Source organism: Amycolatopsis sp. cg5 (genome assembly GCF_041346955.1).
Classification (GTDB): Bacteria; Actinomycetota; Actinomycetes; order Mycobacteriales; family Pseudonocardiaceae; genus Amycolatopsis.
Genome location: NZ_CP166849.1, coordinates 8,156,284 through 8,180,621, shown reverse-complemented (window position 1 = coordinate 8,180,621; position 24,338 = coordinate 8,156,284). Strand labels below are relative to the sequence as shown.

22 protein-coding genes are annotated in these 24,338 nt (G+C 70.0%); 11 read left to right on the top strand and 11 right to left on the bottom strand.

Features of this window, described 5'->3' with window-relative positions; translation table 11 throughout:
- Nucleotides 1–13: 13 nt before the first annotated feature.
- Nucleotides 14–634, bottom strand: a complete 621-nt coding sequence (locus tag AB5J62_RS36935; protein ID WP_370944677.1) for a VC0807 family protein — start codon at nucleotides 632–634, stop codon at nucleotides 14–16.
- Between the two features lie 96 nt (nucleotides 635–730).
- Complete coding sequence (locus tag AB5J62_RS36930) at nucleotides 731–1,495, bottom strand: helix-turn-helix domain-containing protein (RefSeq protein ID WP_370944676.1); 765 nt, start codon at nucleotides 1,493–1,495, stop codon at nucleotides 731–733.
- Between the two features lie 58 nt (nucleotides 1,496–1,553).
- On the opposite strand from AB5J62_RS36930, the gene AB5J62_RS36925 reads away from it, so the two are divergent.
- Nucleotides 1,554–2,477: an LLM class flavin-dependent oxidoreductase gene (locus AB5J62_RS36925; protein WP_370944675.1), complete on the top strand. Its 924-nt coding sequence runs from the start codon at nucleotides 1,554–1,556 to the stop codon at nucleotides 2,475–2,477.
- Nucleotides 2,478–2,501: 24 nt separating this feature from the next.
- On the top strand, nucleotides 2,502–6,041 hold the full coding sequence (mfd, locus tag AB5J62_RS36920; protein ID WP_370950437.1) for a transcription-repair coupling factor: 3,540 nt from the start codon (nucleotides 2,502–2,504) through the stop codon (nucleotides 6,039–6,041).
- A 3-nt stretch (nucleotides 6,042–6,044) separates the two neighbouring features.
- Here mfd and AB5J62_RS36915 read toward each other — a convergent pair whose 3' ends face one another.
- The 3 genes from AB5J62_RS36915 to AB5J62_RS36905 form a co-directional block, all read right to left on the bottom strand.
- Entirely contained in the window at nucleotides 6,045–6,377 is a 333-nt protein-coding gene (locus AB5J62_RS36915) for a hypothetical protein (RefSeq protein WP_370944674.1), read from the bottom strand.
- Between the two features lie 111 nt (nucleotides 6,378–6,488).
- Nucleotides 6,489–7,214: an SRPBCC domain-containing protein gene (locus AB5J62_RS36910; RefSeq protein WP_370944673.1), complete on the bottom strand. Its 726-nt coding sequence runs from the start codon at nucleotides 7,212–7,214 to the stop codon at nucleotides 6,489–6,491.
- A gap of 4 nt (nucleotides 7,215–7,218) precedes the next feature.
- Nucleotides 7,219–7,800 (bottom strand): ArsR/SmtB family transcription factor, encoded by a 582-nt coding sequence (locus tag AB5J62_RS36905; protein ID WP_370944672.1) that lies wholly within the window; start codon nucleotides 7,798–7,800, stop codon nucleotides 7,219–7,221.
- Between the two features lie 401 nt (nucleotides 7,801–8,201).
- On the opposite strand from AB5J62_RS36905, the gene AB5J62_RS36900 reads away from it, so the two are divergent.
- On the top strand, nucleotides 8,202–8,534 hold the full coding sequence (locus AB5J62_RS36900; RefSeq protein ID WP_370944671.1) for a hypothetical protein: 333 nt from the start codon (nucleotides 8,202–8,204) through the stop codon (nucleotides 8,532–8,534).
- A 62-nt stretch (nucleotides 8,535–8,596) separates the two neighbouring features.
- Here AB5J62_RS36900 and AB5J62_RS36895 read toward each other — a convergent pair whose 3' ends face one another.
- Complete coding sequence (locus tag AB5J62_RS36895) at nucleotides 8,597–11,446, bottom strand: LuxR C-terminal-related transcriptional regulator (protein WP_370944670.1); 2,850 nt, start codon at nucleotides 11,444–11,446, stop codon at nucleotides 8,597–8,599.
- Between the two features lie 217 nt (nucleotides 11,447–11,663).
- Between AB5J62_RS36895 and AB5J62_RS36890 the strand changes: the two genes are divergently transcribed.
- From AB5J62_RS36890 to AB5J62_RS36860, 7 genes are all read left to right on the top strand, one after another.
- The gene (locus AB5J62_RS36890) at nucleotides 11,664–12,638 is read left to right on the top strand and encodes a hypothetical protein (RefSeq protein WP_370944669.1); all 975 of its coding nucleotides are present in this window, start codon (nucleotides 11,664–11,666) and stop codon (nucleotides 12,636–12,638) included.
- The gene (locus AB5J62_RS36885) at nucleotides 12,635–13,552 is read left to right on the top strand and encodes a MazG family protein (RefSeq protein ID WP_370944668.1); all 918 of its coding nucleotides are present in this window, start codon (nucleotides 12,635–12,637) and stop codon (nucleotides 13,550–13,552) included. Before AB5J62_RS36890 ends, AB5J62_RS36885 begins: the two co-directional genes overlap by 4 nt.
- Nucleotides 13,553–13,754: 202 nt before the next feature.
- The gene (locus tag AB5J62_RS36880) at nucleotides 13,755–14,276 is read left to right on the top strand and encodes an RNA polymerase sigma factor (RefSeq protein ID WP_370944667.1); all 522 of its coding nucleotides are present in this window, start codon (nucleotides 13,755–13,757) and stop codon (nucleotides 14,274–14,276) included.
- The gene (locus tag AB5J62_RS36875; protein WP_370944666.1) at nucleotides 14,273–15,037 is read left to right on the top strand and encodes a zf-HC2 domain-containing protein; all 765 of its coding nucleotides are present in this window, start codon (nucleotides 14,273–14,275) and stop codon (nucleotides 15,035–15,037) included. Before AB5J62_RS36880 ends, AB5J62_RS36875 begins: the two co-directional genes overlap by 4 nt.
- Nucleotides 15,038–15,050: 13 nt before the next feature.
- The gene (locus tag AB5J62_RS36870; RefSeq protein WP_370950436.1) at nucleotides 15,051–15,854 is read left to right on the top strand and encodes an ABC transporter ATP-binding protein; all 804 of its coding nucleotides are present in this window, start codon (nucleotides 15,051–15,053) and stop codon (nucleotides 15,852–15,854) included.
- Nucleotides 15,851–17,215: a hypothetical protein gene (locus AB5J62_RS36865; RefSeq protein ID WP_370944665.1), complete on the top strand. Its 1,365-nt coding sequence runs from the start codon at nucleotides 15,851–15,853 to the stop codon at nucleotides 17,213–17,215. Before AB5J62_RS36870 ends, AB5J62_RS36865 begins: the two co-directional genes overlap by 4 nt.
- Nucleotides 17,212–17,760 (top strand): hypothetical protein, encoded by a 549-nt coding sequence (locus tag AB5J62_RS36860; RefSeq protein WP_370944664.1) that lies wholly within the window; start codon nucleotides 17,212–17,214, stop codon nucleotides 17,758–17,760. Before AB5J62_RS36865 ends, AB5J62_RS36860 begins: the two co-directional genes overlap by 4 nt.
- Before the next feature lie 70 nt (nucleotides 17,761–17,830).
- Here the strand turns inward: AB5J62_RS36860 and AB5J62_RS36855 are convergent, their stop codons facing one another.
- Genes AB5J62_RS36855 through efeU form a run of 4 tightly spaced genes read right to left on the bottom strand, consistent with a single transcriptional unit; the run spans nucleotide 17,831 to nucleotide 22,148 of the window.
- On the bottom strand, nucleotides 17,831–18,856 hold the full coding sequence (locus AB5J62_RS36855; RefSeq protein WP_370944663.1) for an LLM class flavin-dependent oxidoreductase: 1,026 nt from the start codon (nucleotides 18,854–18,856) through the stop codon (nucleotides 17,831–17,833).
- A gap of 51 nt (nucleotides 18,857–18,907) precedes the next feature.
- Nucleotides 18,908–20,173, bottom strand: a complete 1,266-nt coding sequence (efeB, locus tag AB5J62_RS36850; RefSeq protein WP_370944662.1) for an iron uptake transporter deferrochelatase/peroxidase subunit — start codon at nucleotides 20,171–20,173, stop codon at nucleotides 18,908–18,910.
- Complete coding sequence (gene efeO, locus AB5J62_RS36845) at nucleotides 20,170–21,261, bottom strand: iron uptake system protein EfeO (RefSeq protein WP_370950435.1); 1,092 nt, start codon at nucleotides 21,259–21,261, stop codon at nucleotides 20,170–20,172. Before efeO ends, efeB begins: the two co-directional genes overlap by 4 nt.
- A gap of 44 nt (nucleotides 21,262–21,305) precedes the next feature.
- Nucleotides 21,306–22,148: an iron uptake transporter permease EfeU gene (gene efeU, locus AB5J62_RS36840; protein ID WP_370944661.1), complete on the bottom strand. Its 843-nt coding sequence runs from the start codon at nucleotides 22,146–22,148 to the stop codon at nucleotides 21,306–21,308.
- A 261-nt stretch (nucleotides 22,149–22,409) separates the two neighbouring features.
- On the opposite strand from efeU, the gene AB5J62_RS36835 reads away from it, so the two are divergent.
- Nucleotides 22,410–23,240, top strand: coding sequence for a murein transglycosylase (locus AB5J62_RS36835; protein WP_370944660.1), 831 nt, complete (start codon nucleotides 22,410–22,412; stop codon nucleotides 23,238–23,240).
- A gap of 216 nt (nucleotides 23,241–23,456) precedes the next feature.
- Here the strand turns inward: AB5J62_RS36835 and AB5J62_RS36830 are convergent, their stop codons facing one another.
- A complete protein-coding gene (locus AB5J62_RS36830; RefSeq protein ID WP_370944659.1) occupies nucleotides 23,457–24,311 on the bottom strand; it encodes an NAD(P)/FAD-dependent oxidoreductase in 855 nt (284 codons plus the stop codon).
- Nucleotides 24,312–24,338: the final 27 nt, after the last annotated feature.

Genomic DNA, 24,338 nt, shown 5'->3' with positions numbered 1-24,338 from the left:
GCCGTCCAGTGTGCTACGCCGGGACTTCGCTGACACGCTCGGCGGCTTTGAACCGCCGCACTTGCCTGGCGGTGAAGCCGAGCAGCAGCGCGATCGTGCCGATCATCAGCACCGGGGACAGCGCGACCATGGTGTCGATCGGCAGCCGGAAGCACAGCACCACCCTGATCAGCGCCTCGGCGATCAGGCCGACGCCCCAGACCGAGCTGAGCACCTTGAACCGGCGCCGGGCGGCCGGGTTCTCGTAGAGCCGCTCGAACTTGTCCGTTTCGTCAGCTTGGAACCGGCGGGCCGCCAGGTACAGCAGCGGTTTGCCGACCACACAGCTGATCAAGAACGCGCCACCCAGTGTCGCGGTGCCGAACGATTCCTTGACCAGCATGAACCGGGGATCGCCACTGATCAGCGACAGCACCAGGCCGATGCCGAACACACCCAGCATCACGGCGGAGAAGATCTCCAGACGTTTGCGTTTGACCGCTTCGAAGACCATCAGCCCGCCCGCCACCAGCGAGGCCGTCAGCAGCGCCAGCCGGTCGTCCGCGCCGACGGCGTGCAGCACGTAGTAGGCCGCTGTCGGCGGCACGATGTCGCGAAGTATGGACGGCAGCATCGCCACGAACTTGTTCCGCATCCCTTTTCCCCCTTGGGTTTCTCCGATACCGAGAACGCTACGGAGTAAACCCGCCATGCTCGTGGACCGGATGTCACCGCTTGGGGGTTACATCTGTCACGGGCCGCCGAGCGCGGCCGCCGTGGCGTCGTCGGCGGGCAGGAAGGTCTCCAGTTTCAGCTCCGAGACGGTCACGTCGACGGCCGTCGCGAACGTCGTGATGGCCGTCAGCAGCCGCAGCTCGCCGAGACTGGAGGACAGCCGCACCGGCACCGCGAAGCCGAGATGCCCGTCCTCCGGCACACCCGGCGCCGGCACATAGCCTTCGAGCTCGGTGCGCAGCGCGGACAGCCGGTCGTCCGGCGTGCGCGCGATCTCCTGGGTGAGCCGTTCGAGGATGTGCCTGGCCCAGTCGCCGAGATTGTGGATCCGCGGCGCCATCCCACGCGGATGCAACGCCAGCCGCAGCACATTGCACGGCGCGCGCAGCAACTCCGCGTCCACGCCCTCGGTGAGCAGCGTGAACCGGTCGTTGTGCGCGACGAGCGTGCCGTACCTGTCGACCACGATCGCCGGATACGGCCGGTGCCCGTCGAGCAGGCGCTGCATGCCGTCGAGTATCGGGCGCAGGCGCGGATCGTCGAGCGTGGTCTCGGGGTACGTCGGCGCGTAGCCGGCCGCCAGCAGCAGTCCGTTGCGCTCGCGCAGCGGCAGCTCGAGCGACTCGGCGACGCGCACGACCATGCCGCGCCCCGGCACCGAGCGGCCGCGTTCCATGAAACTCACGTGCCGCTGGGTGGTGCCCGCGCGCAGCGCCAGTTCCAGCTGGCTGAGCCGTCTGCGCGTGCGCCAATCGCGCAACGCGACCGCGAAAGTCTCCACCGCTTCATACCTTCCAGGGAATTGAGCGTGCCGGTGCAGCCAAGCACGATTCCCGGCCATGGACACGAAATTCGGCCTGGTTCTCCCCACTTACCAGTCGTTCACGGGCAGCACGCGCCAGATCGTCGAACTCGGCGTCGAAGCCGAACGTCTCGGCGTCGACTCGCTCTGGGTCGGCGACACGCTCGCGAAGGCGCCGATCGACGCGCTCACCCTGCTCGCCACGCTCGCGGGCGTCACCGAGCGGGTCACCCTCGGCACCGCGGCCATGCTCGCCGCGCTGCGTGACCCGGTGCTCACCGCGAACGCGATCACCTCGCTCGACCTGCTTTCGGGTGGCCGGGTGACGCTCGCCGTCGGAGGCGGATTCCCTGGACGCAGCGAGCCGGAGTTTGAGTTCGTAGGTGTTCCCTGGCAGGCACGCAATGCCAGGCTCGACGACATCGTCGCGCTGTGGAAGGCGATCTGGCGTGGCGCGCGCTCGTTCCACGGCGAGGTCCTGCACTACGACACGCTGCCCGAATTCCTGGCGCCACATCAGGACGGCGGCCCGCCGATCTGGCTGGCGGCCGGGTTCACCCCGCCCGTGCTGCGGCGGGTCGGGCGGCTCTACGACGGCTGGCTGCCGTATCCGCCGGACGTGGCCGACTACGCGCGCGGGCTGGCCACCGTGCGCCAGGACCGGCCGGTGACCGGCGCGCTGTTCGCGACGGTCTACGTCGAGGACGACCCGGAGCTCGCGCGGCGCGCGCTGGAGGACTTCGCCGCGCGCAACTACGGTGTGCCGCTGGACTTCGTCCGCGGCCTGCAGGTGCTGATCACGGGCAGCCGGGAGCAGGTGGCCGCCCGGTTGCGGGAGTTCGTGGCCGCGGGCGCGACGCACGTCCCGATCCGGATCGCGAGTGTCGATCCGGACGTCCAGGCGGCGCAGCTTCCGCTGGTCATCGAGGCTGTTCCGCGAAGTGTCGTACCTGCGTCGTAGTCTGGTCCGGTGACAAACGCTCCATTGTCCGGACTTCTTTCCGCCATCCTTCCCGATCCCGCGCTGCGCGGAGTGCTCGAGCGGGCGGGCGCGCCGCTGCTCGAACTGCAGGGCTCGGTCGCCACTCGCCAGCTCGTCGCCGCCGCGCTCGCCGCCGACGGCAAGCCGGTGCTGGTGGTCACCGCGACCGGCCGCGAGGCCGACGAGCTGACCGCCGCGCTCTCGGCGTTCCTCGGCGCGGGCGCGGTCGCCGACTTCCCGTCGTGGGAGACGCTGCCGCACGAGCGGTTGTCCCCGCGCGCGGACACGGTCGGCCGCAGGCTCGAGGTGCTGCACCGGCTGCACCGGGGAGCCGACGACCTCAAGGTGGTCGTCTCGACCGTCCGCAGCCTGATCCAGCCGATGGCGCCGGGGCTCGGCTCGCTCGCGCCGATCGACCTGGTCGTCGGCGAGGAGCAGAGCTTCGAAGGGCTGCTGGAGCGGCTGGTCGAGCTGGCCTACACCCGGGTCGACATGGTCGAGAAGCGCGGCGAGTTCGCGGTGCGCGGCGGCATTCTCGACCTGTTCGGGCCGACCGCGCAGCACCCGGTCCGCGTCGAGTTCTGGGGCGACGAGGTCAGCGAGATCCGCGCGTTCGCGGTGTCCGACCAGCGGTCGCTGCCCGGCGAGATCGCGCGGGTCACCGCGCCGCCGTGCCGCGAGCTGCTGCTCACCCCGTCGGTGAAGAAGACCGCCGCGGTGCTCGCCGAGACGTACGCGGCGGACGCGCAGCTCGCCGAGATGCTGAACAAGCTCGCCGAGGGAATCCCTTGCGAGGGCATGGAAGCGCTCATTCCGGTGCTCTGCGAAGGTGAGCTGGAGCTGCTCACCGACGCGATGCCCGCCGGAACGCACGTGCTGCTCGCCGATCCGGAGAAGATCCGCGCGCGTGCGCACGATCTGGTGCGCACCGGCCAGGAGTTCCTGGAGGCGTCGTGGACCACGGCCGCCGGCGGCGGCCAGGCGCCGATCGACCTCGGCGCGTCGGCGTACCGGGACCTCGCCGAGGTCGCCGCGCACGCGCAGGAGACCAAGCGGCCGTGGTGGTCGCTGTCGCAGCTGACCCACGAGGACGTCTACCAGGTCGCCATCGAGGCAGCGCCGGGCTACCGGGGCGAGCTGGAGCGCGCGATGACCGACATCCGCGCGCACGTCGCGTCCGGCGGCACCTGCGTGGTCGTGGTCGCCGGGCACGGCACGGCGACCCGCGCGGTCGAGCAGTTCGCCGCCGCCGAGGTGCCCGCCACGCTGGCCGACGGGCTCACGTCCGCGCCGTCGCCCGGCGTGGTGACGGTGACCTGCGGCGCGCTGTCGGACGGTTTCGTCTCGCCGGAGCGGGCGCTGGTCGTGCTCAGCGAGTCGGACCTGACCGGGCGCGGCGCGTCGGCCGGATCGTCCACAAGGGACCTGAACGCCAAGATGCCGTCGCGGCGCCGCAACGCGGTCGACCCGCTGGCGCTGAAGGCGGGCGACTACGTCGTGCACGACCAGCACGGCATCGGCCGGTTCGTGGAGATGGTGCAGCGCACGGTCGCGGGCGCGACCAGGGAGTATCTGCTGCTGGAGTACGCGTCGTCGAAGCGCGGGCACCCCGGTGACCGGCTCTTCGTCCCGACCGACCAGCTCGACGAGGTCTCGCGCTACGTCGGCGGCGAGCTGCCCACGCTGAACAAGCTCGGCGGCTCGGACTGGAAGAACACCAAGGCCAAGGCCAAGAAGGCGGTCAAGGAGATCGCCGCGGAGCTGGTGCAGCTCTACGCGGCGCGCCAGGCCGCTCCCGGGCACCCGTTCGCCGCGGACACGCCGTGGCAGAACGAGCTGGAAGACGCGTTCCCGTTCCAGGAGACGAACGACCAGCTGGCCGCGATCGACGAGGTCAAGGCCGACATGGAGCGCGGTGTCCCGATGGACCGCGTCATCTGCGGCGACGTCGGCTACGGCAAGACCGAGATCGCGGTGCGCGCGGCGTTCAAGGCGGTGCAGGACGGCAAGCAGGTGGTCGTGCTGGTGCCGACCACGCTGCTCGCGCAGCAGCACCTGAGCACCTTCGCCGAGCGCATGCGGTCGTTCCCGGTGACCATCAAGGGCCTGTCCCGGTTCACCGACAAGTCCGAAGTGGACACCACGCTGCAGGGGCTGGCCGACGGTGACGTGGACATCGTCATCGGCACGCATCGCCTGCTGCAGACCGGAATCCGGTACAAGGACCTCGGGCTGGTGATCGTCGACGAGGAGCAGCGGTTCGGCGTCGAGCACAAGGAGCACATCAAGGCGCTGCGCACGCACGTCGACGTGCTGACCATGTCGGCCACCCCGATCCCGCGCACACTGGAGATGTCGCTGGCCGGCATCCGTGAGATGTCGACCATCCTCACCCCGCCAGAGGACAGGCACCCGATCCTCACCTACGTCGGCGCCTACGACGACAAGCAGGTCGGCGCGGCCATCCGCCGCGAGCTGCTGCGCGACGGCCAGGTCTTCTACGTGCACAACCGGGTTTCGTCGATCGAGAAGGCCGCGAAGCGCATCCGCGAGCTTGTGCCGGAGGCCCGCGTCGTCACCGCGCACGGCCAGATGAACGAGGAGAAGCTCGAAAAGATCATCCAGGGCTTCTGGGAGAGCGAGTACGACGTCCTCGTCTGCACGACGATCATCGAGACCGGCCTGGACATCTCGAACGCCAACACGCTGCTGGTCGAGCGGGGCGACATGCTCGGTCTCGCGCAGCTGCACCAGCTCCGCGGCCGCGTCGGCCGTGGCCGCGAGCGCGGGTACGCGTACTTCCTGTACCCGCCGGAGGCCCCGCTGACCGAGACCGCGCACGACCGGCTCGCCACGATCGCCCAGAACACCGAGCTGGGCGCCGGCATGGCCGTCGCGATGAAGGACCTCGAGATCCGCGGCGCGGGCAACATTCTGGGCGCCGAGCAGTCCGGCCACATCGCGGGCGTCGGCTTCGACCTCTACATCCGCCTGGTCGGCGAGGCCGTCGACGTCTTCCGCCGCCACGCGGGCGCCGAGCCCGCCGAGGACGAGGAACTCGCCGAAGTCCGCGTCGACCTGCCGATCGACGCGCACATCCCGCACGACTACGTGCCCGGCGAGCGCCTGCGCCTCGAGGCGTACCGCAAGATCGCGGCCGCGCCCGACGCCGCCGGCCTCGACGCGGTCCGCGAAGAACTGGTCGACCGCTATGGCCAGCCGCCCGCCCCGGTCAACCGCCTCCTCGCGGTCGCGGCCTTCCGCCACACCTGCCGCGCGGCGGGCGTCACCGAGGTCGCGGTCCAGGGCAACACGATCCGCTTCGCACCGTTGCCGCTGATGGACTCGCAGCTGGTCCGCCTCAAGCGCCTTTACCCGAAGGCGCTCTACAAGGCGATCACGAAGACGGTTTCGGTGCCCAAGCCCACGGAGGGCCCGGCGGGCGGCCGCATGGGCGCGCCCGCCCTGCGCGACGAAGAGCTGTTGTCCTGGTGCGCCAAGCTGCTGACCCAGCTCACCAAGTCACCGGCACCCGTCTCGTGAGCGTCAGAGACCGCCGAGGCTCCAAGCCCCGCCGCCCCAGTTGAGGAAGACCTGTCCGTCGTTGGCACTGACGAGCTGGTTGCGGCCGGTGCAGTCCTTGCCCTCCCAGGCCCGCGCGTACCGTCCCGACCAGTTCCGGATCTCGTAGTACAGCACGGTGTTCCGGCACTGGCCCGACGGAACGGACGGCACCGTGGACAGCTCACCCTTGATGTTCCACAGGCAGACCAGGCCGTCCTGCATGTCGCACTCGGCCTGTGCATTCGCGGAGGCGGGCTGGGCGGCCAAGGTCACCAGCGCGGCCGCACCGGCGGCCAAGGCGAAAAGTTTCTTCATGGGCTTGATCGTCAGCCGGGTCCAGCCCACCCGTCCAGGGTTTTCAGCCCTGCCTGAAACCAGACGTCGTGAGTGGTACGGCCGGTTCTAACCGGCCGTACCACTCACGAGCTAGAAGGTGCGCTTGGCCCAGTCCTGCCAGGCTTCGGCGTGGGGTTCGCCGAAGGCGTGGTGGCCGAGCCCGATCGACGCGCCGCCGCCGTGGAAACGGTAGAGGCCCTCGGTGCCGCGAATGCCCAGCAGCTCGCGAAAACCAGGGACCGCGAAGTCGACCACGCCGTCGATGGGTGGCAGCCCGTCGAGCGTCAGGTGGACCGAATCGCCTGGGGCGTAAGGCTCTTCGAGGCCGAGTCCCGCGAGCAGCTTGTCCCAGGCGTCGGTGGTTTCCGGCGTCTGGAGGAACACGTACGTGCCAGGCCTGCCGGGGAAGTACTTCACGTACTGGCCCAGCGTGTGCAGGTACATGTCCCAGCCGTGGCTGGTCTGCGACTCGTACTCGGAGCCCCACTCGTCGCTCAGGAAACCGTTGTGCACGAAGCGAAGCACGGTGCTGCCGCCCTCGCGGCCCTCGACCAGGTACTCCATCGCGTGGAACGTGCCGTCCGGGCCAGGCTCGGTCTGGTAGGCGAACCGCTGGGGCGGGTCCCACGCGGTGATCGTGGACTCTTCGTGGAAGTCGCCGAGGTCGATCGACATCTTGCCGCCGAGGCGGGGCTCGACCTGGTGCGGTCCCATGAACCACGAGTCGATGCCGGGGCCGGTGGCGATGGCGTCCCAGACGGTTTCGGGGCTGGCTTCGAGTTCGACTTCCTTGCTCAGCTCGAATTCGCGGCCCATGCGGTCACTCCTTGACACTCGGGTGGATGGCGATGACGAGGTGGTGGTCGCGCCCGCCCGTGGCGCTCTCGTCGTGGTACTTGCCGACCAGCGCGGTGACCGCGGTGGTCAGTTCTTCGGTGAACGCCGCGCGGTCGGCGGCGGAGGCGAACCGGACGTCGCCGTCCAGCGCGAAGGTGGCGACCCGCTTTCCCGCTTTGGACGCGCCGGTGATGAGGTCGCCGACGTCGCGGACCAGGCGGGCCGCCAGCGCCAGCAGCCAGCTCGCGGACAACCGGTCCGGCGAGCGCTCGGGATCGGGCTGGACCGCGGCGAGCGCGGTCGGCGAGATCACGTACGCGCCGGCGGTGGCCTGGAGCAGGCGCTCGTTCATGTTGCCCTTGCGGCGCTCTTCGACGAGCTCCACCAGGCCGTGCTTTTCCAGCGTTTTGAGGTGGTAGTTCACCTTCTGCCGGGGCAGGCCGACCTTCGCGGCCAGCATGGTGGCCGAACCGGGCTCGGCCAGCTCGGCCAGCAGCCGGGCCCGGATCGGATCAAGGGAGACCTCGGCAGCGGCCGGATCGTCGATCACCGCGACTTCGAACATGGGACCACCGTCGCACCGACAAGTTCGTTTGTCAAGGAGTATGAAGTTGTCGGGTTTGGTGGGCCATTCGGCCGCAACGGGTGGTGCTTTCAGGCTCACCGGCACCGAAGTCGTTCGCCAAAGCGAAGGCCGGCTGCGGGAAATGACGCACGGTATCGGTCAGCGGGCCCGAAGTGAACTAGTACAAATCGGACGCAGGTTCGGTACTACGAACGTTTAAGACGTACGTCTTTACATGGGCACGGAAATGCGCGAAATTGGTTTCAGTGCACCGAGGCAAGCAGAAAGTCCCTGACAGCAACTAACACTTCGAGTCAGCGGAACAAAGCAGGCCGGCGGTTCACAAAACCCGCAGTACCCATTCATTCTCCGATACCCGTAGTTTCGTGGAAGGAAATGCAATGAACTCGAACCGTCGTGTCGCCGGTGCCGTCCTCGGTCTCGTCTCCGCCGGCCTGCTGCTGGCCGGTGGCCAGGCCATCGCCGCCCCCGCCTCCTCGGCCCCGGCCGCCACCCCGGCGTCCGCCGAGCAGCTCATCTTCTCCTACACCGGCACCGTCTCCGCGACCGTGAACGGTGGCTTCAAGCTGAAGCTCGACAGCGGCGCGACGGTCGACATCGTGGTCGACGGCCAGACCCAGATCACCGTCGGCGTCAAGGTGGGCGTCAAGGTCAAGGCCGTCTGCGCCAAGATCAACGGTGTCCTGATCGCGGGCCTCGTCGTCGCCGCCTGATCCCTCCGCTTTCGATGACGGTGTGGCACTGGGGCGCCGGGCTCCAGTGCCACACCTTTCACTTACGGCGCACCGACATTCAGCGCGTCGGTGAGCTGGCGCCTGCCCTGGATGCCGAGCTTGCGATACGCGCGCGTCAAGTACATCTCGACCGCCCGCGAGCTGACGAACAGCTCCGAAGCGATCTCCCGGTTGGTCAGTCCCTGCGCGGCGCGCGACGCCACGTGCTGCTCCTGCTCGGTGAGCGTCGTCGGGTCCGCGTGGCCCGCGCGCGACGACCGCCCGCCCGCCGCGCGCAGCTCCGACGCCGCCCGGCTCATGAGCGGGATCGCGCCTGCCGCCTTCGCGAGCTCGTGCGCGCGACGCAGTGACGCGCACGCCTCCGCGCGGCGTTCCCGGTCGCGCAGCACTCCGCCCCATTCGACCAGTGAATGCGCGAGTTCCGTTTTCGCCTGCGACCGCTGCAGCGCGGCCACCGATTCCGAAAGCAATTCGGCTCCGGTCTCGCCGCCGGTGACCAGACCGGCCACGCGGAGCGCGATTCCCAATTCCGTCGGTTTTCCCCATTCGCGGGCGATCTGCAATTGTTCCTGAGCGAACGCGATGGCGGAATCACGGTCACCGAGCCGTGCGTAGGCGAGCGCCGCCTCGCCCAGCCACGGCTGGGCGGCGTTGCGGGCGCCGCGGTTCTCCATCAGCCGCCCGCACTCGAGCTGGTCGTGCAGCGCGCCTTCGTGGTCACCGAGCGCCGCGCGCAGCTTGCCGCGCTGATGCAGCGCCGTGTCGTAGTGCGCGAACTCGGGCAGCTCGTCGTCGAGCCCGCGTTCGGCGAGCAGTTCGGCGGCGCGCCGCAGCTCGCCCTGCTCGATCAGCGCCGCGACCAGGCCGGACACCGCGACGACCACGCCGCTGCCGTGCTCGATGCCCAGGCCGTCGAGCTGCTTCAGCGAGGTGACCGCGGCGGCTTCGGCCTCACGGAGCAGCCCCAGCCGTCCCGCGACGTGGCATTGCAGACCCAGGATGAGCGAGCTGGCCACCGGCAGGTCGCGCTCGGCGGTGTTCGCGATCGCGTCCGCGCAGAGCCGCCGCGCGAGTTCGAGTTCGTCGAGCGAGAGCAGCGTGACGACCGCGTAGGCGAAGCTCCACTGGTCGATGATCTGCCGCCCGCCGGGCTCGCCTGCCTTGCGCGGGGTCACCGCGCCCGAGGCGTGCAGCAGCCGCATCGCGGTGCCCGCGTGCCCGCCGACCATGCTGGTGTGGAAGGCGCGGATGACGGTGAACAGCCGCTCGTTCCGCGCGGACGTCATGGGGGTGGTGAGCAGGCGCCGCATCCGTGCCTGCACGGCCGGTGCGACGTAAGACTCTTCCATGCCAAGGCAAAGCGCGGCGAGGTCGAGGCGCTGCGCCAGATCCGGGTCGACGACGGCGACGCGGGTGATCGCGTTCTCGAGGGTGGCGACGGCCTCGCCGTGCATCTCGCGCTGGCCGAGCCCGTACGCCAGCGCGAGCGCCATGCGGCCCTCGGCGGGCGCTTCCATGTTCTGGTCGGCTGCCTTGGTCAGGTACCCGAGCGCGGCCTGCGGGTCGACGTGGCATTGCGCCTCGCCGAGCTCGACGAGCACCTCGCCGCGCGCGTCCTCGGGCAGCGGCTCGCGCAACAGCCGGTTGAGGTAGCGGATCGCCTCGGCGGGCGCGCCGTCGGCCATCGCGTGTTCGGCGGCTTCGCGCAGCGACGACTGTGCCCAAGGCTCGCCGATCGGCTCGGCTTCGAGCAGATGGCGTGCGATGTGACCGGCTGGCGCGAACCCTTCGCGCAGGAACTGGGCGGCGCGCGCGTGGATGCGGCTGCGCTCGACGGCGGTCATCCCGTTGACGACCGCGCCGCGGACGAGCGGATGCACGAGCGCGATCGTCTCGCCCGGCGTGCACAGCCCGAGCCCGACCGCGGTCTGCGCGGCCTTTCCGGCGCTGTCACGCGGAATTCCGGCGGCGGCCGTCGCGAGTTCGAGGTTCGCCGTGGTCAGCACGGCGACGGCGCGGAACAGCTCCGGCGCCTCGGGCCCGCCTTGACGCAGGCGCGAAAGCATCTCGCGGGAGATCTCCGACGGCGCGTGGGTAAGCAGGTCCGCGGCGGTGCGCGCCGACGGCGGCAGGTTGGCGGCGCGCAGTTCGCGCAGGAGCTCGCGGAGCAGATGCGGGTTGCCTGCGGTGACCTCGTGGCAGGTGGCGGCGAACTCGTTCGCGACCGGCCCGCCGTACGCCGAGACGAGCATCCGCGCGCACGCCTGCGGATCAAGGCCGGTGAGGCCGATCCGCGTGGCGCCGCTGATGACCTCGCGCAGCGGCCCGGGATCGTGGTCGTCGTGCGCGGAGCCGCGGGTGACGACGACGGCGACCGGCAGTTCGTCGAAGCGCCTGCGCAGGTAGGCGAGCCAGTTGAGCGACGGCAGGTCGGCATGCTCGACGTCGTCGACGGCGATCAGCACCGGCGAGGTCCCGGCCAGCACGCGGACCGCGCGGTACAGGCCCTGCAGGATCCGCTGCTCGCTGAGTTCGCCCTGATGCCGGCACGAGCCGACCTCGCCGCAGCAGAGGACGGTGTCGGGCGGCGGACTCATCGGGTTCGCCGATGAAGGTTCGAAAAGCTGCGTGACGACACCGAGCCCGAAACCCGTCTCGGTGGCCGAAGCACGCGAACTCAGTATGCGAAATCCGAAATCTTTTGCGGTCCGGATGGTTTCCTGGAGCACCGATGTTTTGCCGAGCCCGATGCTTCCCTCAATGCAACCAATTCCGGGCACCGACCTGACACTCTCGGTCAAAAGGTGCGTGACCTGGGCCAGTTCGGCACCCCGGTCAACCCCTATCTGCGTTTTCCCACCCGTAAGGTAGCGCGGATCACTTCTTTCCATCGATCTCACGCCTCTCGATTCCCTTCTGTTTCTCGGGCGTCTTCACGCTGAGTGGGAATGGCATCGCAGAACTCAATGTTATGGGGAAGTGATCCGTCCGGGGAAGCGTTTCCCGAAATTGATCGCATTCGGGCCGGGCGGGCCACGGCTCCGCCGCGGCGCGGGAGTTGCGTTCCGGGGGACGGGATATGAGAGGGTAAGGCCTGTGATACGGATCATGGGGCGCCCGCGTGCGCTGGTCGCCGTCCTCGCCGGATGCCTGCTGCTCGCCGGATGCGGCTCCGGGCCGAGTCAGGTCGGCGCCGCGGCGATCATCAACGGGCGCACGATTTCGGTCGACGACGTGCAGCGGCTCATCGACAAGGCGGTCAAAGAGCAGCCCGCCGCTCAGCAGCTGGCGCAGCAGCACAAGCTCTCGCTGGTCGGGCGCGAGATCGTCCGGCAGGAGGTGCTGCACGACCTGACCGCGCTGGTCGCGAAGCGGGAGAACGTCTCGGTGAGCGCCGCCGAGCTGGCCGCCGCCCTGCAGAACGACCCGCTGGCCGAGCCGATGGCCTCCGCGGCAGGCGAGACCGGCAACGTCGCGCCCGAGCTGGTCTCGCGGATCCGCGACCGCGCGCAGGTGCTGACCGACCTGCTGCTGCAGGAGAAGATCGGCCAGAAGACGTTCTCGACCCAGGCCGTCACCATCGACGCGCTGACCATCGGCGGGGATGACGCCGCGGGCTCCGTCGACGCGAAGACGGCCCGCGACAAGGCCTTCGCGACGGCGAAGCGGTTCGCGTCCTCGCCGGAGGCCGCGGCGAACGAGATCAAGCAGGACAAGCAGCCGCAGGTCGGCCTCAAGCTGATCGCGTCCCAGACGCAGCCCGGCGCGTACCCGATCTTCGGTGCGCCGGTGAACTCCGTGCTGACGTTCCAGCTCAGCCCGCAGCAGCTGAGCTGGGTCGTGGTCGTCGTCAGGGCCCGCACGATCGGTGCGCCCGCTCCGGTCGATCCGCAGCAGGCGCCCGGCCGCGACCAGGTCGCGCTGTACGGGCTGCGCGTGCTGCAGTCCTCCTTCGCCGAGCTGAACGCGAAAATCAACCCGCGCTACGGCGTGTGGGACCCGATCGCGATGGGCCTGGCCGAGAACGAGGTCACCAAGCAGGGCGAGCTGCTGCCGATCAGCGGAACCGCGCCGAAGCCGTGACCGTTGTCCTCACGCGCGACGGCGTGCTCTCGGCTGAGGCCTTGGCCGCCGTCCGCGCGGCGGACGCGGTCTACTCGACCGTCCCGGTGGACGGGCTCGACCCCGCGCCGAACGTCGACAAGCTGCTGACCGGTTCGGTGGTGCTGCTGACCGATTCGGTCACCGACCCATCAGCAGCGGCGATGATCGCGGCCGGTTCGCGGGTCATCGAAGTGCCGCTGCCGCCGCTGGCCGAGGCCGTCGCGGTGATGGACCGGCTGCGTTCGCCGGGCGGCTGCCCGTGGGACGCGGTCCAGACGCACGAGTCGCTGCGGCAATACCTCGTCGAGGAGACCTACGAACTGCTCGACGCGATCGAAACCGGTGATCGCGCCGCACTGCGCGAGGAACTCGGCGACGTGCTGCTGCAGGTGCTGTTCCACGCGCGCGTCGCGGCCGAAGACCCGGCCGACCCGTTCGACGTCGACGATGTCGCCCGCGACCTGGTCGGCAAGCTGGTCGGCCGTCACCCGAACGTCTTCGCCGACGCGGCCAGTGCGCACACGGCCGAGCACCAGGAACTCAAGTGGGAAGAGCTCAAGCAGGCCGAGAAGCGCCGCCAGTCCATTGTGGACGGCGTCGCGCTCGGCCAGCCCGCGGTCGCGCTGGCCGGGAAACTCGGCCAGCGCTCCGGCCGGGCCGGCATCCCGCTCGACCTCTTCCCCGCCGGCACCTCGGCCGCCGAGCAGCTCTTCCGGGTCGCGGCGACGGCCCGGCGCGCCGGTGTCGACCCCGAGGGCGAACTCCGCGCCGTGGCCAAGGCGTTCGCCGCGGACCTGCGCGCCGCCGAGGACGCGGCCCGAGCGGCCGGTGTCGAACCGAGTGCTCTCGAGGCTGACGGCTGGCGCCGGTTCTGGCCTACTCAACCGGTCTGACCTGCTCTTATCCGGGTTGTCCACAGTTGGATCGGGCTGTGGACAACCTCGGCTTCCGGCGGGTTTCGTCGGTGGGGGCCGATAGACTGATGCAGGGCGGAGCCCCCAGGGACGGGCGGGGGGTGGGTAAGTACTGGGGCGGGTGTGACGCAGCACACTGTCGGGTGAGAACCATCGGGGCCGGGCGGGCGTCTTGCCGGGTGTGGATGAAGCGCAGCTGGTGCGGGCGGTCGCGAAGGGCGACCGGCGTGCCTTCGAGGAGCTCTACCGGCGGACTTCGCCGTGGATGCTGACCCGGTTGCGGCGGCGGTGCGCCGACGACCAGATCGTCGCCGAGGTCATGCAGGAGACCTACCTCGCCGTGTGGCGCGCGGCGGGCGCGTTCGCCGAGGCCGCGGGCGGGAACGCCGTCGGCTGGCTGTGGACGATCGCGGCGCGCAGGTTGATCGACGCTTTTCGCAGGCGGGCGCATCACGCCCAGCCGCTGCCCGTCGAGGCCAAGGCCGCGCCCGCCGCCGAGGAGGAAGTCCTCGCGGCGACCGTCGGTGACGACGTCGGTGACGCGTTGAGAGCGCTCGCGCCGGAGTTGCGGCAGGTGCTGCAGGCCATGGTGCTCGACGGGCTCAGCGTCCGCGAAACCGCCGTGCTGCTCGCCATCCCGGAAGGAACCGTCAAGACCCGGGCTCGCCGGGCACGAATCGCGATGCGAGAGGCACTGTCATGACCGGCCACGCCTCCGAAACGCTCCTCGCCCGCTACACGAGCGGCGACCCGGACATCCCGGGTGACCAGCTGTGGGCCGTCGAGGCGCACCTGGAGAACTGCGCGGACTGCCGCGCGAAGCTCACCCCGGACCCGTTGCTGACCACCGTCTGGTCGGCGCTCGAACCCGAGCTGGTGACCCCGCCGGCCAAGGTGCGTCGGCTGCCCAGGTTCGCGGCCTGGGCGTCGCCGTCGATGATGCCGTGGCTGGCGATGACGACCTTCGTCACCGCGGTCGCGGTGCTGATCGACCTGACGCTCGCGGACTCCTTCGCGGTGCTGCTCGTCGCGCCGGTCGCGCCGGTGCTCGGCGTCGCGGCCGCCTGGTCACGCGGGCTGGATCCGGCGTACGAGCTGACCGTCGCGACGCCACGCGCCGGGCTCCAGCTGGTGTTGCGGCGCACGCTCGCGGTGCTCGCCGCCGTGCTGCCGCCCCTGGTGCTCTTCGGCTGGCTCGCGGGGGACTCACCCGCGCTCTGGCTGCTGCCGTGCCTCGCGGTGACGGCGGGAACGCTCGCGCTCGGCGGGCTGATCGGGGTGCAGCGCGCCGCGATCGTGATCGCGCTCTTGTGGACGGCCCTGGTGATCGGGCCGAGCTTGCTCACGCAGGGGGTGCCGGCCGTGTTCGAACCCGCCGGAGTGCCCGCGTGGGGCATCGCGCTGCTGGCAGGCGCGGTGATCGTGGTGACCAGGTCCGAGGCCTTCACCCGGCTCGGACGCTGAAAGGGGAGACATGGTGAGGTCGGTTGGCGCGGCGGAGGTCGCGCCGTCGAAATACGCCTGGGAGGTCCAGGCCACGGGCCTGCGCGTCAAGGTGGGGCGGACCAAGCTGGCCGTCGACGGGCTCGACCTGTCGCTCGGCACCGGCGTGCACGGGCTGCTCGGCCCCAACGGGGCGGGCAAGACGACGCTGATCCGGACGCTGGCCACCGTGCTGCGGCCGACCGAAGGTGAGCTCTCGCTGCTCGGTGCGTCCGTCGGGGGACGCATCGATCTGCGCGGGCTGCGCCGGAACATCGGCTATCTGCCGCAGGAATTCGGCTACTACAAGCGGTTCACCGTACGCGAGTTCGTCGAATACATGGCGTGGCTCAAGGAGGTGCCCAAGAACGAGGTGCCTGGCGCGGTGCAGCGCGCGGTCGAACGGGTCGGGCTCGCCGACCGCGCCGACGACAAGCTCAAGACGCTCTCCGGCGGCATGGTGCGCCGCGCGGGCATCGCGCAGGCCATCGTCAACGACCCGCGCGTGCTCCTGCTCGACGAACCGACCGCCGGGCTCGATCCCGCGCAGCGCCTGAAGTTCCGCGAGCTCTTGCAGCAACTCGGCGTCGACAGCTGCGTGCTCGTGTCGACGCATCTGGTCGAAGACGTCGCCGCCGCCTGCACGGACGTGATCCTGTTCGAGTCGGGGAAGCTCGTCTTCCAGGGCACGCCCGCACAGCTCGCGGCGGCCGGCGGCCCGGACGACGTCGGCGACAGCCCGATCGAACGCGGCTACTCGGCTCTGCTCGCCGGTGGCGGGAAAGCGGGTGCGTGGTGACCGCGTTCCGGATCGAACTGCGCCGCTCCCTGGGCCTCGCGCTCGGCGCGGTCCTGCTGATCGTCGCGCTCGCGGTGCTGTACGGGCTCAGCGGGCCGTGGGGCAAGACGAGTGTCGCCTGGTTCCGCCAATGGACCTCGCTGGCGTCCTGGATGCGCTACCTGATGGTGTTCCTGTGGCCGGTCGCGATCGGCGCCGGTGCGCTGCAAGGCTTGCGGGACAAACGATCCGGCGTCCTCGAATTGATGACGACCGCCTCGCGCCCACGCTGGCAGCGGGTCTCGCAGCCGCTGCTGGCGCTCGCCGCCGGACTCGTCGCGGCCTGGCTGGCGCTGTTCGCCGTCGGCGCCGTGCGGGTGATCGGCGCGACGTCCTACTTCACCTGGGGCTGGCTGCCCGTACAGCTGGTCGGCGCGCTGGCGCTGGTCGCCGGTGCGTGGCTGGGCGCCGCGCTGGGGCGGCTGGTGCCGTCCGCGCTGACCCCGCCGGTGCTCGCGGTGAGCGCGCTCGTGCTGCTGGCCTTGATCGCCACGACCGGCGATTCCGCCGCGGCCACGGCAGGACTCGTGCCACGCTGGCTGGGTGTGTTCTCACCCGCAGTGCCGACGCCACGTGACGTCTTCGCCACGATCGACGGCCGGTTGACCGCGGCGCAGCTGGCCTGGTTCGCGGGCATGGCGGCGACGGCTTTCCTTGTACTGGCCACGGTTTCCGTGCGTGACCGGCTGCTGTCCCTGCTGCCGATGCTGCTCGGCGCCGCCGTCGCGCTGCCGCTGTTCCCGGCCTCGGTGACCACGGCGGACGACTCCGCGATCGGGCTCGTCTGCTCGGACACCGTCTGTGTAAGGAAGATCCACGAGCACGAACTCGCCGCGCTGACCGGGCCGGGAGCGGAAGCCTTGCGGCTGCTCGCGAAACTCCCCGATCCACCCAAGTCCATTGTGGAGGACGACCGGTCGCGTGCTCATCAGGGGCGCGGCGCGGAGTCGACGGACGTCGTGCGCGTGGACCTCGACGAGCTCGGGTTCTTCCGCGCCGGATCGACGCCCAGCGCGGACGACCTGAGGGTCCGGCTCATCGGGGGAGCCGGGACCAGGACGTGCTTCCGCCCGTCGCTGTCCGGCCTCCCGGAAGCGATCAGGGAGCGCGCGGCGCAGACCGTCGCCGCGGGCTGGGTGCTCGGCAAGTTGCCGGTGCTCCCCGGCGCGTCCTGGTCCGAAGGCAAGACGAAGGAACTCGCCGAGCCCGCGTGGGCGAAGCTCCAGACGTTGCCCGCCGACGAGCAGCTCGCCCGGATCCAGGCCATGCGCGCCGTCGCGGCGGCCTGCGAAGGCGACCCGCTGGGCGAGTTGACGCGATGAGGTGGCTGACGCTTTACGCCCGCTCACGCCAAATCCCGATCGCCTTCGCCGCGATACTCGTCGCGATCGCAGGCATCGGCTGGCTCGCGCAACCGGACGGCAGCCCGCGCCTCGCGGCCATGGCCGCCGCGCTCGGGGTCGCCGGCGCGGCGGCGGGGTTCGGCGGTCAGGACATCCGGCTGGACCGGACCGCCGCGATCGCCTGGCCGCCACGGCGCGCGGCACACCTCATCGTGGTCGCGGCCGTGGTGACCGCGGCGGTCTGGGCGACCCGGATCGCGCCCCCGGAGTTCGTGCTCAGGGACGGCATCGGCCTCGCCGGGCTCGCCGCGCTCGGCGCGACCCTGTTCGGGGCGACGGCCGCATGGGCGTTGCCGGTCGGCTGGGTGGCGCTGACGATGGTGGTGCCGCCGTCGCAAGAGCCGTTCGACCAGGTGCTGACCTGGATGATGCAACCGCAAGGCACACCGGCCGCCACTGCGACGGCCATCGTGTGCGCGGCGACCGGCGGCCTGGCCTACACCCTGCTCGGCTGCCGCCGCTAGCGAAGGGTCGTGAGTGGTACGGCCGGTTCTAACCGGTCTAAACACTCACGACCCACGAGCAGGTCTGCTGCTAGCGGAAGCGCGGGATGATGTGCTCGGCGAAGCGGCGCATCTCGTGTTCGAAGGGCTGGAACTGGAGCATGAACGTCTCGATGCCCAGTTCCGTCCACTCACGGATGCGCCGCTCGACGGTCTCGTAGCTGCCGACGAGGCCTGCCGCGGTGCCGCCGTTGGTGCCGATGTGCGGATACTTCGCGAAGGTCTGGAACATGACGGCCTTCGGATCGGCGTTGGCCACCAACGATTCCCAGCGCGCCTTGCCCGCCTCGGCGAGTTCCCACAGCGAAGCGAGTTCGGCTTCGGCTTCCTCATCGGTCTCCCGGGCTATGACAAACCCTGAGAGCCCGAAGCGCACCGGAGCACCGTCACGCGGTCGCTCGGCGACGTCCTTGATAAGCCTTGCGACCTCTTCGCGCGGCTGGCCGTTTATGAACCAGAGATCGGCTTTGTCGGCGACAAGCGCCCTCGCGGGATCGGACTCACCGCCGACGTAGATCGTCGGGCGCGGATCGGCGACCGGCCGCAGCTGATAGTCCTCGACCCGGAAGTACTTGCCGTCAAAGGAAGTCCGCTTGCCTTCGAGCAGCTCACGCACGACGGTGATCCACTCGCGCCCGTACGCGTAGCGCTCGTCGTGCTCGGCGAACGCGATGCCCGCCCGCTCCAATTCGGGCTTGAACCAGGCGTTGACCAGGTTCAACCCGAACCGGCCACCACTGATCTGCCCGATCTGGGACGCCTGCTTGGCGAGCACGACCGGATGCACCAGATAAGGCTTGATGGCCGCGATGATCTCGATACGCTCGGTCAGCGCGGCGAGCGCCGCCGCGGCCGTCCACGTTTCGAGCTGGTCGAGCTCATCGCCGAACGGATTGACCACGTGCTGCGCGATCAGCGTCGAGTCGAACCCGAGCCGGTCGGCCTCGACGATCAGCGCGCGATTGCGCTCCCACGACGCGTCGACGGGATCCTCGGGATGATCGAACGGGCCCCACGAGCCGTAGACCAGCGCCCAGACCCCGAATTTCGGCTGCATGGGTGTTGACCTTGCCGACAGCCGATCGGCAAGGTCAACGACGCCCACCAGCTAGGACTGGAAGAGGCCTTCGCCCCAGAAACCGCCCTCGCGTACGCCGGGCGGGACCGCGAAGTGGGCCGAGCCGGTGTGCTGGACGTACTCCATCATCGCGTCCTTGGCCGAGAGCGCCTGCTGCATCGGGACGAACTGCTTGCGCGTGTCCCGGTTGAAGGCCAGGAAGAACAGCCCGGCTTCCAGGTGCCCGACGCCGTCGGAACCGTCGACGAAGTTGTAGCCGCGGCGCAGGATCTTCGCGCCGTTGAGCGTTTCGTGAGAGGCGAGGCGGACGTGGGCGTCCTCGGCGACGAGCTTCTCGCCGTCCTTGCCGCCGACGTGGAGGTCGACCTCGTCGAACTCGTTGGTCTGGCCGAGCGGGGCGCCGGAACCCTTGGTGCGGCCGATGATCGCCTCCTGGCCGGCGAGTGGCTCGCGGTCCCAGGTCTCGATGTGCATGCGGATGCGGCGGACGACGAGCAGTGAGCCGCCCGCCATCCAGGGCTGGCCGTCTTCGGCGGTCAGCCAGACCTGGTCGCGCAGAACGTCGGTTTCCTCGGCCTTGATGTTGCGGGTGCCGTCCTTGAAACCGAACAGGTTGCGCGGTGTCGACTGCGTGACCGAGGTCGACGAGCTGCGGCCGAAGCCGAGCTGCGACCAGCGGACCTCGGTCACGCCGAAGCCGAGGCGCACCAGGTTGCGGATCGCGTGCACGGCGACCTGCGGGTCGTCGGCGCAGGCCTGGATGCACAGGTCGCCGCCGCCGCGTGCCGGGTCGAGCTTGTCCTTGGGGAACAGCGGCAGGTCGATCAGCCCGGCCGGGCGCTTGGGCGCCAGGCCGAAACGGTCGTCGAACAGGGACGGGCCGAAGCCGATGGTCAGCGTCAGCGACGACGCCGGGAGGTCGAGCGCCTCGCCGGTGTCGCCGGGCGGTGCCTCCTTGGCGCCGCCGAACGCGCCGCCCGGCACGACTTCGGCGCCGGAGGTCATCCGCTTGGCCGCTTCGGTCCAGGTGCGCAGCAGCTTGACGAGCTTCTCGCGGTCCTTGGTCTTGACGTCCAGCGCGGCGAAATGCAGGTTCGGCTGCGCGGGCGTGACGATGCCGGCCTGGTGCTCGCCGTGGAATCCGACCGTGGTCACCGCGGCCTGCGCGGGGCTCCCGTCGTTCAGCCGGTCGATGCCCAGGCCGACCGCGGCGCCCGTGCCCACGAGGGCGGCGCCGGCGCCTGCCATGCCGAACAGTTTGCGACGGGAGACCGCAGCTCCTTCTTTTGATGTCACTGCGCGACTACCTCCGCGACCTTGCTCAGCGGCTCGGACAGCGCGTCGACGGCCGACGCGAATTCCTTGACCTGGTCCTGGGAAAGCTCGGTGTAGAGCTTGAAACCGTCACCGGTGCGCTGCTTGTCGAGCAGCGCCTGCACGTTGTTGAACTCCTTGTCCAAAGTGGACACGAGTGCGGCGTCCTTGTCCTGCAGCAGCGGGCGCAGCGCGTTGATCGCGCCCTTCGAACCGTCCAGGTTGGCCTGGAAGTCCCACAGGTCGGTGTGCGAGAAGGTCTCCTCTTCGCCGGTGATCTTGCCGGTGGCGACCTCGTCGAGCAGGCCCTTCGCGCCGTTGGCGAGGTCGAGCGCGGTCAGCTCGAGCGCCTTCGACTTCGTGCCGAGCTCCTTGACGTCGGCGAGCAGCTTGTCGGCGATCTCGCCGCTGTCCGGCTGCAGGCCGGTGGTCCACAGGTCCTTCTCCAGGCGGTGGAAGCCGGTGAACTTCTGCCCGGCCTCGACGTCGGCCTCGCGGACGTCGATCGCGGGGTCGAGGTCGCCGAACTTCTCCGCGACCGGCTCGATGCGCTCGTAGTAGGTCCGGGTGCGCGCGTAGCCGGTCTTGGCCTCGTCGGTCTTGCCCGCCTTGACCGCGGCGACGAACTTCGCGGTCTCCTCTTCGAGCGCGGTGACGTTGTTGGCGACGTAGGACGCGTAGCTCTTGGTCGCCGCGGACTTCTGCGCGTTGGTGTCGTTCTGCTTGGCCGCGCCGCCGGTGACGGTGAAGTCGCTGCGGATGCCCGAACCGGCCATGCCCGGCTTGCAGGTCGCCTGGTACTTGCCCGCTTCGGAGACCTCGACGATCAGCCTGCGGCTGAGCCCCGGCGCGATGTTCTCGACCTCGCCCATGATCCGGTCGCCCTCGCCGTAGAGGTAAAACTCGGTGACCTTGGCGCCCTTGTTCGTGATCTCGAAGGTCACGTTGCCCGCGGCGGCGGTGTTCGCCGAGACGGCGCACGCGGTGTCGGAGGCGTCGACCTTGACCGGGCCGCCCGCGGCGGCGCCGCCCGTGTCCTCCTTGCCACCGCAAGCGGTCAGCGCGGTCATCGCGCCGACACCGGCCACGACGGCGAGAGTCTTCTTGAACACGGTCACTCCTTCACGCCCGCGTTCGCGGGAGGTTGCACGGTTTTCGTCGTCGGCCTGAGGAACAGCGGGAGGACGATCACGACGTAGGCCAGCCACGCGATCGCCTGCAGCCAGGTGGTCTGCTGCGAGTAGTTGAAGATCCCCTTGAGCAGCGCGCCGTACCAGGAGGTCTCCGGCAGCCGCTCCGACGCGTCGAAGAGGAGCGTGCCGATGCCGGGCAGGAAACGCGCCTCCTGCAGGTCGTGCAGGCCGTAGCCGAGCACGCCTGCGGCCACGAACACGAGCAGCACACCCGTGATCGTGAAGAAGGTGCCCAGGTTGAAGCGGACGGCGCCGCGGTAGAGCAGGTACGCCAGCACGATCGCGATGACGATGCCGATCGAGAAGCCGATCAACGGCTGCGCGGTGCCGGACTGCGCGGTCTGCACGGCCGAGTAGAAGAAGACGGCGGTCTCGAGGCCTTCACGGCCGACCGCGAGGAACGAGAGCAGCAGCACCGCGAGCGGACCGACATTGAGCGCCTGGTCCATCTTGCCGCGCAGCTCGGCGGCGATGCTGCGGGAGGCCTTGCGCATCCAGAAGATCATCGCGGTGACGAAGACGACGGCGACGATCGAGAGCGCGCCGCCGAGCAGTTCCTGCTGCTCGAAGCCCAGCTGCGCGGTGGTGTAGGTGAGGATCGCGCCGACCGCGACCGAGAGCAGCACCGCGGCGCCGACGCCGGGCCAGACCCAGCGCAGCGCGTGCTTGCGGTCGGTCTTGACCAGGAAGGCGACCAGGATGCTGACGACGAGAGCCGCCTCCAGGCCCTCGCGGAGCCCGATGAGCGCGCTCGAGAACACCACGGTCTTTCCTCCTCACCGCCAACACATGTCCAGATGTTTTTAGGTAAGGCTTGCCTGTAAGTCCAGTCGCGGTCTCGGGACATAGCACGCATATCCGGCGTTTTTCTCCGGTTAGGTTAGGGTAACCGCAGGTCAGCCCGCACGACGTGGCTTCCATAACGAATTCGGCGAGCGATGTGGCGGACCTGGCATTTTTACCTTCCGCTGGCCATGACCTGCGGTGATCACTCTTCCGTGTGACAGTGGAAGTAACCTGTTCGGGTGGTCGAGCCCCCGGTTGACGTTCTGCCTCCGCCCCAGCAGCCGCCTGCCCGGCGACTACTCGGCCGGATCGCGCTCACCATCGGGCTGATCCTCACCGCGCTCATCCTCATCCTGACCGTCGGCGTCACCCGGCCGGGCGGCGAACCGGCCGCCTCGTCCCCGGCGCCACTGCCGCCGCCGGACCCGAGGCCACGGCCGGGCGTCGCCGTCCCGCACGCAGCGCTCGCCGCCCCGGAAGACCGGCCGAAGATCTCCGACCAGGTCGAGCTCGAGGCATGGGCGGCGAAAGTGTCCGCGCAGAGCCAGGTGCCCGCGCGCGTGCTCGCCGCGTACGGCCGCGCCGAGATGTGGATGCGTTCGCAGAAGTCCGGCTGTCATTTGACGTGGCCGACACTCGCGGGCATCGGCCGCGTCGAAGCGCAGCGCGGCAACTTCACCGCCGTCACCATCGGCGGCGACGGCCGCGCGACGCTGCCGATCACCGGCCCGGTGCTCGACGGCTCACCCGGCGTCCCCTCGGTGCCCGACACCGACGGCGGCAGGCTCGACGGCGACCCCCACTGGGACCGCGCCGTCGGCCCGCTCCAGATCCTGCCGTCCACCTGGGAACGCTGGGCCGCCCGAGCTGACGGAGACGGGGCCCGCCCCGACCCGCAGAACATCGACGACTCCGCGTTCACCGCCGCCCGCATCCTGTGCGGCTCCGGCGACGACCTCGCCACGCCCGCGGGCTGGTGGAAGGCGCTTTTCGCCTACAACGGGGCCACCGCTTACGGCCAAGACGCCTTCCTCGCGGCCGATGCCTTCGCCGCCGCCAGCCCACCCTGATCCCTCGTGAGCCCGAAAGTGGCTTTCGTCAGGTCTTATCTGCCGAAAGTGGCTTTCGGGCTATGGGACCTGCCGGAAGTGGCCTTCGGGCTATGGGACCTGCCGGAAGTGGCTTTCGGGGTATGGCATGCCCCGAATGCGTCGTTCGGTCCTTGGCGGGGCCCCAATGCGGCTTTCGGTACCTGGCGAGGACCGAACGACGCATTGGGGACATGGTCAGTCGGCGCTGAGGAGGTCGGCGTTGAGGTAGGCGCCGGCTCGGGCTCCGGCGGCGGCCGCGCCGATGACCTGGACGAAGGCGTCGACCGTGTTGCCTGCCGACCAGACCCAGCCGACGCTGGTCCTGCCGCCTGCGTCGACCGTGACCAGGCCGTCGGCGCCGCGCGCGCAGCCGACCTGGTCGAGCAGGCGGTCGCGGGGCCGGAACTCCGGTGCCACGTAGACGGCTTCGCGGGGCACGAATTCGCCGGTCGCCAAGTGCACGCCGTCGGGTGCGACCCGCTCCACCTTGCCGGGCACGACCCGGATTCCGTTGCGCTCCAAGGGTTCCACCTCGTAGGAGCCGATGTGCGGGAAGAACACGAGGTCCGCCGACCATTGCCGGATCAGCAACGCCTGGTGCGCCGAACGCTCGTGCCCGCCGATCACCCCGAGCGGGCGGTCGCGCACTTCCCAGCCGTGGCAGTACGGGCAGTGCAGCACCGTCGAACCCCAGCCCTCGCGCACGCCGGGGATGTCGGGCAGCTCGTCGACCAGCCCTGTCGTCACGAGCACGCGCCGAGCCTGGAGCACGCGCCCGCCCGCGAGTTCGACGGCGCGGTCGTGCCGGATGCGGATCGCCACGTCGTCGAGGAACTCGCCGCCGTAGCCCGCGACCTCCTCCCGGCCGAGCCGCAGGAATTCCGATGGCGCGAGGCCGTCCCTGGTCAGGTAGCCGTGCATGTGGGCCGCGGGGGCGTTGCGCGGGCTGCCGCCGTCCACCACCACGACGCGCCGCCTGGCCCTGGCCAGCATCAACGCCGCGTTCAGGCCTGCCGGGCCGCCACCGATGATCACCACGTCATGAGTCATGGCCCCAGGTTCCGGGCGAACGGCCGA

Coding starts and splice junctions, on each gene's coding strand:
- AB5J62_RS36935 (WP_370944677.1), bottom strand. CDS start 634: ATGCGGAACAAGTTCGTGGCGATGCTGCCGTCCATACTTCGCGACATC.
- AB5J62_RS36925 (WP_370944675.1), top strand. CDS start 1,554: ATGGACACGAAATTCGGCCTGGTTCTCCCCACTTACCAGTCGTTCACG.
- AB5J62_RS36915 (WP_370944674.1), bottom strand. CDS start 6,377: ATGAAGAAACTTTTCGCCTTGGCCGCCGGTGCGGCCGCGCTGGTGACC.
- AB5J62_RS36910 (WP_370944673.1), bottom strand. CDS start 7,214: ATGGGCCGCGAATTCGAGCTGAGCAAGGAAGTCGAACTCGAAGCCAGC.
- AB5J62_RS36905 (WP_370944672.1), bottom strand. CDS start 7,800: ATGTTCGAAGTCGCGGTGATCGACGATCCGGCCGCTGCCGAGGTCTCC.
- AB5J62_RS36900 (WP_370944671.1), top strand. CDS start 8,202: ATGAACTCGAACCGTCGTGTCGCCGGTGCCGTCCTCGGTCTCGTCTCC.
- AB5J62_RS36895 (WP_370944670.1), bottom strand. CDS start 11,446: ATGGAAAGAAGTGATCCGCGCTACCTTACGGGTGGGAAAACGCAGATA.
- AB5J62_RS36890 (WP_370944669.1), top strand. CDS start 11,664: ATGGGGCGCCCGCGTGCGCTGGTCGCCGTCCTCGCCGGATGCCTGCTG.
- AB5J62_RS36875 (WP_370944666.1), top strand. CDS start 14,273: ATGACCGGCCACGCCTCCGAAACGCTCCTCGCCCGCTACACGAGCGGC.
- AB5J62_RS36860 (WP_370944664.1), top strand. CDS start 17,212: ATGAGGTGGCTGACGCTTTACGCCCGCTCACGCCAAATCCCGATCGCC.
- AB5J62_RS36855 (WP_370944663.1), bottom strand. CDS start 18,856: ATGCAGCCGAAATTCGGGGTCTGGGCGCTGGTCTACGGCTCGTGGGGC.
- efeO (WP_370950435.1), bottom strand. CDS start 21,261: ATGACCGCGCTGACCGCTTGCGGTGGCAAGGAGGACACGGGCGGCGCC.
- AB5J62_RS36830 (WP_370944659.1), bottom strand. CDS start 24,311: ATGACTCATGACGTGGTGATCATCGGTGGCGGCCCGGCAGGCCTGAAC.